General features: G+C 56.5%; 10 protein-coding genes and 1 tRNA gene. 6 read left to right on the forward strand and 5 right to left on the reverse strand.

The window, feature by feature from the left end:
• Nucleotides 1–50: 50 nt before the first annotated feature.
• Nucleotides 51–425, forward strand: a complete 375-nt coding sequence (locus ACSQ3H_RS07990; RefSeq protein ID WP_436116554.1) for a hypothetical protein — start codon at nucleotides 51–53, stop codon at nucleotides 423–425.
• 259 nt (nucleotides 426–684) lie between these two features.
• On the forward strand, nucleotides 685–1,911 hold the full coding sequence (locus ACSQ3H_RS07995; RefSeq protein ID WP_436116555.1) for a hypothetical protein: 1,227 nt from the start codon (nucleotides 685–687) through the stop codon (nucleotides 1,909–1,911).
• A 23-nt stretch (nucleotides 1,912–1,934) separates the two neighbouring features.
• On the opposite strand, the gene ACSQ3H_RS08000 is transcribed toward ACSQ3H_RS07995, so the two are convergent.
• Together ACSQ3H_RS08000 and cpdR are read right to left on the reverse strand one after the other, a co-directional pair.
• Nucleotides 1,935–2,009, reverse strand: a tRNA-Val gene (locus tag ACSQ3H_RS08000).
• 100 nt (nucleotides 2,010–2,109) lie between these two features.
• Entirely contained in the window at nucleotides 2,110–2,472 is a 363-nt protein-coding gene (gene cpdR, locus ACSQ3H_RS08005) for a cell cycle two-component system response regulator CpdR (RefSeq protein WP_008124673.1), read from the reverse strand.
• A gap of 386 nt (nucleotides 2,473–2,858) precedes the next feature.
• On the opposite strand from cpdR, the gene ACSQ3H_RS08010 reads away from it, so the two are divergent.
• Both ACSQ3H_RS08010 and hisN read left to right on the forward strand, forming a co-directional pair.
• Nucleotides 2,859–3,749, forward strand: a complete 891-nt coding sequence (locus ACSQ3H_RS08010) for an N-formylglutamate amidohydrolase (RefSeq protein ID WP_436116556.1) — start codon at nucleotides 2,859–2,861, stop codon at nucleotides 3,747–3,749.
• A 249-nt stretch (nucleotides 3,750–3,998) separates the two neighbouring features.
• The gene (gene hisN, locus ACSQ3H_RS08015; RefSeq protein WP_436116557.1) at nucleotides 3,999–4,772 is read left to right on the forward strand and encodes a histidinol-phosphatase; all 774 of its coding nucleotides are present in this window, start codon (nucleotides 3,999–4,001) and stop codon (nucleotides 4,770–4,772) included.
• A 4-nt stretch (nucleotides 4,773–4,776) separates the two neighbouring features.
• Here hisN and ACSQ3H_RS08020 read toward each other — a convergent pair whose 3' ends face one another.
• Nucleotides 4,777–5,730: an alpha/beta fold hydrolase gene (locus tag ACSQ3H_RS08020; RefSeq protein WP_436116558.1), complete on the reverse strand. Its 954-nt coding sequence runs from the start codon at nucleotides 5,728–5,730 to the stop codon at nucleotides 4,777–4,779.
• Nucleotides 5,731–5,900: 170 nt separating this feature from the next.
• Nucleotides 5,901–6,332, reverse strand: a complete 432-nt coding sequence (locus ACSQ3H_RS08025) for a hypothetical protein (RefSeq protein WP_436116559.1) — start codon at nucleotides 6,330–6,332, stop codon at nucleotides 5,901–5,903.
• Nucleotides 6,333–6,597: 265 nt separating this feature from the next.
• Between ACSQ3H_RS08025 and ACSQ3H_RS08030 the strand changes: the two genes are divergently transcribed.
• A complete protein-coding gene (locus ACSQ3H_RS08030) occupies nucleotides 6,598–7,068 on the forward strand; it encodes an Hsp20 family protein (RefSeq protein WP_436116560.1) in 471 nt (156 codons plus the stop codon).
• A 149-nt stretch (nucleotides 7,069–7,217) separates the two neighbouring features.
• On the opposite strand, the gene ACSQ3H_RS08035 is transcribed toward ACSQ3H_RS08030, so the two are convergent.
• On the reverse strand, nucleotides 7,218–8,264 hold the full coding sequence (locus tag ACSQ3H_RS08035) for a threonine aldolase family protein (protein WP_436116561.1): 1,047 nt from the start codon (nucleotides 8,262–8,264) through the stop codon (nucleotides 7,218–7,220).
• Nucleotides 8,265–8,690: 426 nt separating this feature from the next.
• On the opposite strand from ACSQ3H_RS08035, the gene gltB reads away from it, so the two are divergent.
• Nucleotides 8,691–13,409, forward strand: coding sequence for a glutamate synthase large subunit (gltB, locus tag ACSQ3H_RS08040; RefSeq protein WP_436116562.1), 4,719 nt, complete (start codon nucleotides 8,691–8,693; stop codon nucleotides 13,407–13,409).
• Nucleotides 13,410–13,515 lie beyond the last annotated feature (106 nt).

Genomic DNA, 13,515 nt, shown 5'->3' on the forward strand with positions numbered 1-13,515 from the left:
CAGGTGGTTGGCAGAAGTTCGCAAGGGCATGCAGCCGAGGGATGACCAAGATGGCCGATAGTTTTTTCACCACGCGGAACCTTTACGACCAGCAGGTGCTCAACATGGACGCGATGCACTGCGAGCACCTGCTTGATGCCGTGTCGCGGCGCATGGCCTTGCTCAATGGTCCTATGGGCGCATCGGTAAAGACCCAGCGCATCGCGGATATCTTGGCCGTGGCATACGTCCTGCCCGTCGAACACTGGAAGGCGTCCGACGTGACGGTACCTGAAAGCCTTCAACCAGCGCATCGAGCGAAACCAGCGCAGCGGACGATCCGTGCCGCTGTGTGGGCCTCAATAGGCGACACGGGGATTTTCTGTGCCGTTATTGGCTTCTGGCTTGGCGTCACCGCCGCCGGGATAGCGAACACTTGGTTTTAACTGATCCCTTTTGCGCAATTGCGCGCCGCCGCAAGATTATGGAACTGATGAGGTCGAACTGAATGTCAGCTGCTCTGCAACACTTCGAAGAACTGATGTCGGAAGCCGAGGTTGAGGTTAAATTCACACGCCTCTTCGGATACCGGGAGCTTTCGAGTGCGCGGAAGCGTGGCCTGATTGAGTTCGTGACAGGCAAATGGGGCAGCATCTTCTATCACCCCAGCGCCGTGGCCGACTATCTGAAAAGGAAGAAAAGCTCATGCACGACAGACTATGGGAATACGGAGGCTATTGGATTGGAAGGGCAGACGGTTCCCTCCAGCTCTATGCCTACTGGTACGACAAAGGAAAGCGCCGAAGTGCTCGCAAATCACTTGGAACGGAAATACTCTCCGAAGCCCAAGACAAGCTCATCGACCTCGTCGGCTCGATCCAAATCGACGGGAGCCGTTCTCCCGATAAAGTCATGATCATGTCCGTTCTCGATCACTACTACGAGCACGACGTGAAGCATAAGCCGTCAGGGGACCAAGCATTCCGCGCGATCACGCTGGTTCGGGAATTCCTGAAAGAGCGCATGGATGTGAAGGCGTCGGTGGCCTCCTTTGGTCCCATTCGCCAGCGCGAGTTTATGGAATGGAGCCGTGATCGCACAGAAGGGCATGGCGCATCCTATATCGCGCGCAACCTGTCGGTTGTGTCCTCTGCGTTCCATCACGCCAAGAAGTTGGTCGTGGTGATCGATGCGTTTGGCACACGGCACGAAGTGAAGATGCTCGACAATGCGCCTGACGTGGTGACGCAAGGAAAGACGGTCGCCAAAACGGCCAACATCGCCATTCCGAAGCCGCGCCACTACCTACCGACGATGGAAGAATTTGGAGCGTTCATCACGTCGATCGACAAGCGGAAGGAGAACCTTTTCCGGTTTGTCATCCTTTCCCTCAATACCTGGGCGCGGCCGGAAACTGTCATCGACATTCGCGACACCCCTGCGCAGGTGAACCGTCGCTTTGGAACGATCGACCTAAACCCGGTTGGCCGAGAGCAGACTGACAAGTATCGACCGGTGCTTCCGTTGACCGACAATCTGCGTGAGTGGCTGGACGAGTGGAAGGCGGAAGCTCCGCTGTCGTGGAACGGCAAACCCATCACCACGATGAAACGAACCTTCAAACGCCAGGCCGAGGACATCGGTCTGACGGAATTCACGCAGGGCACGATTCGGCATTTCATGGCGACGTACTGCCGCAGAGAGACGCCGCGTGTTCACAAGGAACAGCGCGATGTTTGGCTCGGGCACGACGAGAAGCGCACCGCGAATTCGTACGAAAGTTTCGATCCGGAATATCTGGCGGAATGCGTGCAAGCAACACAAAGCATCATTTCGCAGCTGCAAAAGCACACGCCGCGCCCCCTGTTTGCGTGCAAGTTGCGTGCAAGCTCGCATTTAAAACTGGTTGTTGATCAAAAAGAGGTGGCGTAAGTGCTTGATTTTATTAGGTCAGATGGTGGGCGTGCACAGGATCGAACTGTGGACCCCTACGATGTCAACGTAGTGCTCTCCCGCTGAGCTACACGCCCATCTGACGGGCGCATACACCATATTGAATTCGCCCCGTCAATAGCTGTGGCGAGAACTTATCAGGCTTTCTTTGCAACTGGGAATGAATGCCGCAGCCGATCAGGCTGCGACCAGCATTTTTTCGATTTCGTTGACGAGATCGCGCAGGTGGAATGGCTTGGACAGCACTTTTGCATCCTTGGGAGCCTTCGAATCGGCATTCAACGCAACGGCAGCAAAGCCGGTAATGAACATGATCTTCAGGTCCGGATCGATTTCCGAGGCGCGGCGCGCCAGTTCGATTCCGTCCATTTCCGGCATAACGATGTCGGTCAAAAGCAGTGAAAACGGCTCTTCGCGCAAGCGGTCATAGGCGCTGGCGCCATTGTCGAAATGCGTGACGTGATACCCCGCCTTCTCCAGCGCTTTCACCAGAAAGCGCCGCATATCATTGTCGTCTTCTGCAAGAAGGATTCTCTTCATCAGTCCGTCCGAATTCTCCATGCATAACCCCAAAAATCCCTTCGATTTTTGGAAAGGATCATGCGCCCATTAAAAGTGTTGCTGCGCCTTTTACTTGTCCGAGAGGACGGGTGGCGCAACAAATGCCCGATCATCCCCAGACCAGCGTCGTCTCACAGTTTAGAAAACGCTTTTTAGGTAAAGATCGCGTGAATGATTTGCTAGAAATAAGGGCGAACGCTGCAAAAGTCGAGGTGCCCGTTTGCAGGATTCACACCCCTACAGGAGTAGATCAGATACGCCAGAAAGTTGGTTACGCAGGACCGTTGGTCAATTCCATCTGAAGGAAACTTGATCTAGAGTGCCAAGGACACTCTGTGCCCTGCAATGAACCTTTGAAGTGAACGATGACCGCCGAGCGTGATTTTCCTGACAGTCTGCCTTACGAATTGCGGCAACCGTCCGATCAGCGCATTCCATTTGTTTTCAATTCACCCCATAGCGGGCGGTACTATCCAGCAGCTTTCCTGCAGCAGGCGCAGCTCGATCCGCAGACGATCCGTCGCTCGGAAGATTGTTTCGTCGATCAGTTGTTCGCTTCGGCCGTCATGCTCGGCGCACCCTTGATGATCGCGCATTTTCCACGGGCCTATCTCGATGTGAACCGGGAGCCCTACGAGCTCGATGCCAAAATGTTTCTCGAACCGCTCCCGTCATACGCGAATGGGCATTCGGCTCGGGTTGCCGGAGGGCTGGGCACGGTTCCGCGTCTTGTTGGCGAGGGGCAGGAAATCTATGCACATAAGCTCCACCTCGACGAAGCGCTGAGCCGTATCGAAACAATCTACAAGCCGTATCACGCGCTCCTTGGCGATGTGCTCGTCAAAACGCGTGAACGCTTTGGCTACGGCGTCCTTGTCGATTGCCACTCGATGCCGACAGGCATCCGTTTTCCGGAAAGCGGTATGCGCCCGGACTTTATCATCGGTGACCGGTTTGGCACGAGTTGTGCGCCAGAGCTGGCAAATGCGGCGATCCACCTGCTTCGAGAAATGGGGTATGTGGTGGCGCATAACAAACCCTATGCCGGCGGCTATATTACCGAGCACTACGGGCGGCCGCTCAAGCAGTTCCATGCCCTGCAGATCGAGGTCAATCGTGGTCTTTACCTCAACGAACACAGCTATGAAAAGAAGGCAGGCTTCGACCAGCTGCAGCGTGATATCGCACTGTTTCTAAGCGATCTCGTTTCGCTGCCGGATTTCTACTTCCTCGATATCCCGCTTGCGGCCGAATAGCCATTCAGCACCAGCAGGATCTCCAAAACAAAAAAAGACCGCGCATAAGCGCGGCCCAAGTCTAGGGAGGAAACGCCCAAGGAGGGCATAGACAGGTCGCCCCGTCCGTGTATCAATCTATGCTGCGTCGCACAAATGTCAAGCGATTTGTATGTTTTTTTGTGCACTATTGTTAGGTGCCTAAAAAAAATGCAAGAAATTGGCCGGCCACGCAGAAAAATGAGAATATTTTAATCGCAAGGAGCCATTTTGGTCATCGAACTTTCCTTTTTGAGGCAGATCGCTGGTGTCGCAGCGGAGCAGACATTGCCGCGATTCCGTACGATTTCGCCGGTCGACAACAAGTATCAGACAGGTTTTGACCCGGTTACAGAGGCCGACCGGGAGGCTGAAAAGGCGATTCGCAAACTGATCAACGCCAGTTTTCCCGATCACGGCATTCTGGGCGAAGAGTTCGGCGGCGAGAACCTCGATCACTCGCACGTCTGGGTGATCGATCCGATCGATGGTACCCGCGCGTTCATTTCCGGCATTCCGCTCTGGGGTACACTGGCCGGTCTTACCATTGACGGAGATGCAGTGGCGGGGCTCATGGCCCAACCGTTTACCAACGAGCTGTTCATGTGTGACGGCGACGCTTCCTGGTATGAGGGTCCGGGTGGCATTCGCCGCCTCGAAACGCGGAAAACGACCGAACTTTCCGAGGCAACGCTGTTTACGACCACGCCGGCGATGTTCAAGGATGAGAAGCGCGCCGCCTATGATCGTGTCGAACAAAGCGTGCGGCTCGCGCGCTACGGCACCGATTGCTATGCCTATTCCATGCTGGCCGCCGGGTTCGTCGATCTCGTCGTCGAGACCGGCCTGCATCCTTATGACATTGTCGCGCTTGTTTCCATTATCGAGAAGGCGGGTGGCGTGATCACCACATGGGATGGAGGTCCGGCGGAAAAGGCCGGCGGTATCGTTGCTGCCGCTACGCCCGAGTTGCATAGCAAGGCTTTAGAATTGCTCAGCCGCTGACGTGCTATTCCGTCTCGCTGCCGGTGCCTGGAATGAAGGCGTCGAATGCCGCAAAGAGCTGCTCGCGAAAGAAATCCTTTTCCTGAAGGATTTCATGTTTGGCTCCATCGATCGTTAGCAATGTGGCATTGCGCAATTGCAAAGCATAACGCTCGATCGCCGGGGTGGATACAACGCTGTCGGCGCCTGCGGCAATCATCAGCAAGGGGATCCGGATCGTTTCGATGAATTCCGGCCGATTGATCTTTTTGATCGCTTTGGCGGCTGCGACGATCCAGCTTGCCGTCGGCCCGCCGATTGCCAGTTCCGGCGCTTGCTCGAGAACATTGCAATTGCGCAGATAACGCGCCGTATCGGAGGTTACTTCATTGAGTTCAAAGGGCTTTATCCTGTGCGGCCCGCCCAGCATATAAGCCCGGCCCAGTCCGGTATAACGAAGGGCGTTTGCACCAACTCTGGCCATTGTCTTTCTGGCGCGGCTGCCATTGATATCCAATAGCGGCGCGAGCAGCACCATCCGGCGGATGCGGTTCGAAAGAGCGGGGGCTGCCAGCAAGGCCGCGAGCGCTCCGGCCGAATGGGCCAGGATATAGAACGGTCCACGGCAATCGGGCAGGAGGACGCTTTCGAACAATTGCTCGAAGTCAGCCGCGTAGTCGTCGAAGCTTTTCACATGGCCTTTGGCGGCATTTCGCAGGAGCCGGCTGGATGCACCCTGGCCGCGCCAGTCGAATGTGGCAACTGTAAAGCCGCGGGACGCGATGTCCTGTATTGTCTCGAAATATTTTTCGATGCACTCGTTACGCCCGTGCAAAACGATGACTGTGCCCTGTGGAGGCTGGGCACTGGCAGGGGTGATGGTGTAGCGAAGTTCCTTGCCGTCGCGAAGACTTAGCGAATCAACGCGCGTGCCTGACGGGATCGGATTGGCGGGAATTTCGACGAGTGGTCGGATCATTTGATCTGGTCAATCCCTATCTTGCGCCAATCTCCCTGTGATAAAATGCGGCGGTGCAAAGGTCAAACTGGACTCTGCAAAAGAATGACCGGAAACTCTGTCGGGAGCTTCCGGTCAGTTCATTCCAGGCGGAAGGGACGTTACACCCGGAACGAATTCGGCTTTTGTACTCAGTAAGCCGGGTTTATCTCAATGCGGAAACCGCTTTCTCGACGATCGCGATAACGATCACCCCCCATGCGGCGGGTTTCCAGGATGTCGCCATCACGCGACACGACGACCAGTACCGGCTCGCCGCGACGTGACGTACGTGCGAAGTAACGGCCGCGCTCGAAATTCACGTCACGAACGCGAAAACCGCGGCGCTCAAGCATCCGTGCTACGTCGCGGGGGCCAAACCGGTCGCGATAGTAGCGCCCATCATCGCGGTTATCGTAGTAGCGACGTTCCTGGACCTGATAGCCATCGCCTTCGTAGTCATCGTCGTCGACATAGATCGCCGGCGCGGAATTTCTGTAATACCGACCGTCAGCCATTGCTGAAGCGGCAAACCCGGTGACGAGAAGCGCCGTAGCGGTGAGTGCGAGAACGGTTTTCTTCATTATCAGTATCCTTTGTAGTGTCGGATCGTTTCCAATCTCGAGTGCAGTTATAATGGCATCGATGTGAACGTATTCCGAAGATGATGTTCATTTTGCGTTCATCCACAGAGACACTTGCAATGCCCTTGAAAACGGCTGCGAGCCTAACCAAATAATTTCCGTGGCCGCCATATCGGGGTCACTGGTTCAGCGGGACTTGCCAATACGGGAGTTCCAAACAGAGCCAAAACACGCAAACATTGTCGCTCTAAAGGAGGGCTTAAACATGCGTCACGTTGATTTTTCCCCACTCTACCGTTCAACCGTCGGTTTTGACCGGCTTTTCACCATTCTTGATTCGCTGGCTCAGCCAGAAGGTGCCCAGACCTATCCGCCCTATAACATCGAGCGGACCGGCGAGAACACCTATCTCATCACCATCGCTGTTGCCGGGTTCTCGGAGGACGAAATCCAGATCGAGGCTCATCGCAACCAGCTCAAGGTGACGGGTGAGAAGGTTGCCGAGAAGTCTGAGGAAAAGGCCGAAACGCTTTACCGCGGTATTGCTTCGCGCGCTTTCGAGCGCCGTTTCCATCTTGCTGATTTCGTCGAAGTTAGTGGTGCCAGCCTGAAAAACGGCCTTCTGCACATTGAACTGAAGCGCGAAATTCCGGAAGAGATGAAGCCGCGCAAGATCGCTGTTACTTCCTTGTCCGACAAGGAAGCCAAGCAGATCGAGGCGAAAGCCACGAACTAAGCGATTGGTGCAAGAGTGAGAAAAGCGGCGCAGCGCATAGCCCCAAAATCGAAATCGATTTTTGGAAAGGACTATGCGCCAAATAAAAGTGCTACTGCGTCCTTTGTGCGTCCAAGTGGACGCACGGCGCCGTAGGTGCGCCGCTTTTTCTATGCGATCAGATCGCCGAAACGGTCAATTTCGCTCGGCGTCGTGGCAAAGCTGGTAACGAGCCGAACGAGCGTTTCGTTTTCGCCGACCAGGTGTTTTTCGGCATGGGGCGGGTTCTGGTCATAGAAGAGCGCCCCGTTTTCGCGCAATCGTGCCGCAGTCGCTTTGTCCATAATGGCAAAGACCTCGTTACCGCCGCGTGGCTCCCAGCCGAGCCGGACCTTGCCGGATGCAGCGATATGCCCGGCAAGACGCTTCGCCATGGCGTTGGAATGTCTTGCCAGATCGAGCCAAAGGTCACCTGCGAAATAGGCTTCGAACTGGGCGGCGATGAAGCGGGACTTTGAAAAGAGCTGTGCTGCCCGTTGGCGAATGAAGGGAAAGGCCTCGGCTCGCGCCGGGTCCATGAACACAAGGGCCTCGGCGCACCAGCAGCCATTCTTCGTTCCGCCGAAGGAAAGGATGTCGATGCCCTGCCGCCAGGTCATATCTGCGGGAGAGCAGCCAAGCGAGACCAGCGCATTGGCAAAGCGGGCGCCATCCATGTGCAGCGGCAGTCCGTTTTCGCGGCACACGGCTGATACAGCTGCGATATCGCCAAGCTCGTAGAGGGTACCGCTCTCGGTCAGCTGCGTGATTGAAACCGCCATTGGCTGGCCAGCGCGAACATTATTGTATCCAGCAATTGCTTTTCTCAGATTGTCGATTTCGATACATCCGAGCGATCCATCGACCGGATGGAGCCTTGCACCTCCAGTCAGGTATTCAGGCGCTCCGCCTTCGTCCGCGATCGTGTGTGCTTCGCGGTGAGCGAAGGTGACGCCACCTGGCTTGGCAATGCTGGCCTGGGCAAGTGAATTGGCCGCTGTGCCGGTGGCGACGAAGAAAACCGCAACCTCCCGCTCGAAAATCTCATTGAATGTCTGCTCCACGGCTTTATCCAGGGTGCTCGTACCATAGGCACTTGCGAAACCGCTTGCATGTTTGTTCAGATTCTCGGCAATTTTCGGGTGGGCTCCGGCCCAATTATCGGAAGCAAAATGCATGAAATGACCTCGGATTTTGACTGACGGAGACACGCATACGCCTTTCTCCTGCTAGTGAATAGGGAGCAGGAAAGGCTACCCATGTGGAACTACCTGTTTCTCCCATCACTTTTAGGGGAAACCGCCTGTTTCGAAACTAACGGCATACTTTTGGTGCATTTTGCGCAATGATATTTCGTGGAATGCGGATATTTTTTGCTTTTCCATCTTGTTTGTTTGGAATAATTCTGGCATACGATAATAAGACAGCATTGCTGTCCTATTTGCGTGAACCGAAACGAGGATGGTGAGCAGGCGCTTCCGTCCTTATAATGGTGACCGCAATCCGCAACCGGAAGATATGCCGCATGAAGCGGGACTGGAATTATGGTATTCCGTCCCATGAGATATTACCGCCCGCAAGGGGCTCAAATGGAGGAATTGACGATGTCGGATTTGACGCCATCTGTAACGACTGAACTCGCTCAGGCCGTACAGACTCGTGCGGTCAAAACCAATAAATCGTCAGGCTTTCCCGCTCGACAGGGTCTATATGATCCGCGCAACGAACATGACGCCTGCGGTGTTGGTTTCATCGCCCATATGAAGGGCGTCAAGTCGCACAAGGTCATCGAAGACGGGCTGTTCATGCTCGAGAACCTGACGCACCGCGGTGCCGTAGGCGCTGATCCGCTGATGGGTGACGGTGCGGGGCTGCTTGTACAGATTCCAGATGCTTTTTTCCGTGCCGAGTGGGCCGAAAAGGGCGTCGAACTGCCTCCCGTCAACCAATATGCGGTGGGCTATCTGTTCATGCCGCAGGACCCTGAGGAACGCGCGCACATCGAGGCCGTGATCACCGAAGTTATCGCCTCCGAAGGTCAGTCGCTGATCGGCTTTCGCGATGTTCCCGTCGACAACTCGTCCTTGTCCAAGGCGCCCCACATTGCCGAGACGGAACCATTCCACCGGCAGGTCTTCATCGGGCGCAATCCCAACATCGAGACCAACGAGGACTTCGAAGGCCGGCTCTTTGTTCTGCGCAAGGTGATTTCGAACCGCATCTATCAGGAGAATGGTGGCAAAGAGAGCGATTTCTACGTCGTTTCCATGTCTTCGCGGACGATCGTCTACAAGGGCATGTTTCTCGCCTATCAGGTCGGCGCCTATTATAAGGATTTGAAGGATCCGCGCTTCGAAAGTGCGGTCGCGCTCGTGCATCAACGGTTTTCGACGAACACGTTTCCGTCATGGAAGCTGGCGCACCCATATCGCATGGTTGCCCATAACGGCGAAATCAACACGCTCCGCGGCAACGTCAACTGGATGGCGGCGCGTCAGGCTTCGGTTGATAGCGAATATTTCGGCAACGACATCTCCAAGCTGTGGCCCATCTCCTATGAGGGGCAGTCGGATACGGCCTGCTTCGACAATGCGCTGGAATTCCTGTTCCAGGGCGGATATTCGCTCGCGCATTCGATGATGATGCTGATCCCGGAAGCATGGTCCGGCAACAAGCTTATGGCCGATGACCGCAAGGCGTTTTACGAATATCACGCCGCGCTTATGGAGCCATGGGACGGCCCCGCCGCGGTTGCCTTCACCGATGGCCGCCAGATCGGCGCAACGCTCGACCGGAATGGTTTGCGCCCGGCGCGCTATCTGGTCACCGATGATGATTTCGTCATCATGGCCTCGGAAGCCGGCGTTTTGCCCGTGCCGGAAGAGAAGATCATCAAGAAGTGGCGGCTGCAGCCGGGCCGCATGCTGCTGATCGATATGGAAAAGGGCGAGATCGTTTCAGACGACACGATCAAGTCCGAGATCGCCAACCGCCATCCTTACAAGCAGTGGCTCAAGAACACGCAGCTCATTCTGGAAGAATTGAGCCCGGTCGAGCCGCGCGCGCTGCGCAAGGACGTGAGCCTTCTCGACCGCCAGCAAGCGTTCGGATACACACAGGAAGACACGCGCATTCTGATGTCGCCGATGGCGACGACAGGTCAGGAAGCCATCGGTTCGATGGGCACGGACACGCCGATTTCGGCCATGTCCGACAAGTCGAAGATGCTTTACACCTATTTCAAGCAGAACTTCGCGCAGGTCACCAACCCGCCTATCGATCCAATCCGTGAAGAACTGGTGATGAGCCTCGTGTCCTTCATCGGGCCGCGTCCGAACATCTTCGATCTGGTCGGAACGTCGCGCCGCAAGCGGCTTGAAGTGCGCCAGCCGATCCTGACCAATGGCGATCTGGAAAAGATCCGCTCCATTGGCCATACGGAAGACCGGTTTGACACCAAGACGCTTGATACTGCCTACAACGTCGAAGAAGGCGCTGCGGGGATGGCCGGTGCGGTCGAGCGGCTTTGCGACCGCGCGGAAGCGGCCGTGCATGGCGGCTACAACATCATCATCCTTTCAGACCGGCAGGTTGGTCCGGATCGCATACCGATCCCGGCGCTTCTGGCTGTCGCTGCTGTTCATCACCACCTGATACGCAAAGGGCTGCGTACTTCGGTTGGTCTGGTTGTGGAATCGGGCGAGCCGCGCGAAGTGCATCACTTCTGCTGCCTCGCCGGCTATGGCGCGGAAGCAATCAATCCTTATCTTGCTTTCGACACACTGCTCGACATGCACAAGCGCGGCGAGTTTCCGCCGGAAGTCGACTCGCGCGAAATCGTTACGCGCTACATCAAGTCGATCGGCAAGGGTATCCTGAAGGTCATGTCCAAGATGGGCATTTCCACATACCAGTCCTATTGCGGCGCGCAGATTTTCGATGCCGTAGGGCTGAAGTCGGAGTTCGTCGACCGGTTCTTCTTCGGAACGGCGACCATGATCGAAGGCGTGGGGCTCGAAGAGATCGCAGAAGAGACGGTTCGCCGTCACCGCGATGCCTTTGGCAATGATCCTGTGCTGATGAACACGCTGGAAGTCGGCGGTGAATATGCTTACCGCATGCGCGGCGAGGCGCATCTCTGGTCGCCGGATGCGGTTGCAAAGCTGCAGCATGCTGTGCGGACGGAATCACCCACGACGTTCAAGGAATATTCCGACATGGTGAACAGCCAGTCGGCGCAGGCGCAGACGATCCGCGGCCTGTTCAAGATTAAAATGGCTTCGGATACCGGCCGTAAGCCTGTCTCGATCAATGAGGTCGAGCCGGCCAAGGAGATCGTCAAGCGGTTTTCGACCGGGGCCATGTCCTTTGGTTCGATCAGCCGCGAAGCGCATACGACGCTGGCCATTGCCATGAACCGGATCGGTGGCAAGTCGAACACGGGTGAAGGTGGTGAAGAGCCTGACCGCTTCTATCCGCTACCCGACGGCAAGCCAAACCCTGAGCGCTCGGCGATCAAGCAGGTGGCGTCCGGCCGTTTCGGTGTGACGACGGAATATCTCGTCAACTCCGACATGATGCAGATCAAGGTCGCGCAGGGCGCCAAGCCAGGCGAGGGCGGTCAGCTACCCGGTCACAAGGTCGATGCGACTGTCGCCAAGACTCGTCATTCAACGCCGGGTGTCGGCCTGATTTCGCCGCCGCCGCATCATGACATCTATTCCATCGAGGATCTGGCGCAGCTCATCTACGATCTGAAGAACGTCAACCCGGAAGCCGGCGTCTCGGTCAAGCTCGTCTCTGAAGTCGGTGTCGGCACTGTTGCCGCCGGCGTTGCCAAGGCGCGCGCCGACCACATTACGATTTCCGGCTACGATGGCGGGACCGGCGCCTCACCGCTGACTTCGCTCAAGCATGCGGGCAGTCCGTGGGAAATGGGGCTGGCTGAGACGCAGCAAACTCTGGTGCTCAATGGTCTGCGGTCGCGCATCGCCCTGCAGGTCGATGGCGGTTTGCGGACCGGCCGCGATGTCATCATTGGCGCTTTGCTGGGAGCCGACGAGTTCGGTTTCTCCACCGCACCCCTGATTGCCGCGGGCTGTATCCTGATGCGCAAGTGCCATCTTAACACCTGTCCGGTCGGCGTCGCGACGCAGGATCCCGTCCTGCGCAAGCGGTTCAAGGGCACGCCGGAACATGTCATCAACTTCTTCTTCTACATGGCGGAAGAGGTGCGGCAGTTCCTTGCGGAAATGGGTTACACCAAGGTCGAAGAGATCGTCGGCAAGGCCGAGCTTCTCGAAAAGCGCGATATGATCGACCACTGGAAGGCCAAGGGCCTTGATTTTACACGCATTTTCCACAAGCCGGAGGCGCCCGAGGAGAAGATCCGCTGGACCGAACGGCAGAACCATCCGATCGTCGATATTCTCGACCGTAAGCTGATCGAGCAGGCAAAAACTGCGCTTGAGAGCAAGATTCCGGTCAAGATCGAGATGGGGATCAAAAACGTCGATCGCTCTGCCGGCGCGATGCTGTCCGGTGAAGTCGCCAAGCGTTATCGCCACAAGGGCCTGAAGGAAGATACGATCTCCGTCAAGTTCACCGGAACCGCCGGGCAGTCTTTCGGTGCGTTCCTGGCGCGCGGGATTTCGTTCGAACTGATCGGCGATGGCAACGATTATGTCGGTAAGGGTCTTTGCGGCGGCCGCATCGTCATTCGTCCGCCGGAGAACACGAAGATCGTGCCGGAAGAGTCGATCATTGTCGGCAATACCGTGCTTTACGGTGCGATTGAGGGCGAGGCCTATTTCCGCGGCGTGGCCGGCGAGCGTTTCGCTGTCCGCAACTCGGGCGCCATCGCTGTCGTCGAGGGTACGGGCGACCATGGGTGCGAATATATGACCGGCGGTGTTGTTGTCGTTATCGGTCAGACCGGGCGCAATTTTGCAGCCGGCATGTCAGGCGGTGTCGCCTATGTGCTTGATGAGGCTGGTGATTTCGCCCAACGCTGCAACATGGCGATGGTCGAGCTGGAGCCGGTTCCGGAAGAGGATGACATCCTTGAGAAGCTGCATCATCACGGCGGCGACCTCATGCACAAGGGGCGTGTCGATGTTTCGGCCAATATGACGCGGCACGATGAAGAGCGTCTGGTGCAGCTGATTTCGAACCACATGCACTATACGGGTTCGGGCCGGGCGAAAGAAATTCTCGACAATTGGGAGAGTTTCCGGCCGAAATTCGTGAAAGTCATGCCGGTCGAATATCGCCGCGCGCTCGAAGATATGGAGCGCATGCGGATGGGTGTCGCAGCCGAATAAGGTCAACGCACTTCATGCTTCGAGCGTCGTCGTGACGATGCTCGGCATGGGGTCCAATGCTGCCCGGTTCCTACAACTGGAACGGGTAGCCCTCCGAGAGGCGAGG

It is taken from the genome of Phyllobacterium sp. LjRoot231, from assembly GCF_964253365.1.
Classification (GTDB): domain Bacteria; phylum Pseudomonadota; class Alphaproteobacteria; order Rhizobiales; family Rhizobiaceae; genus Phyllobacterium.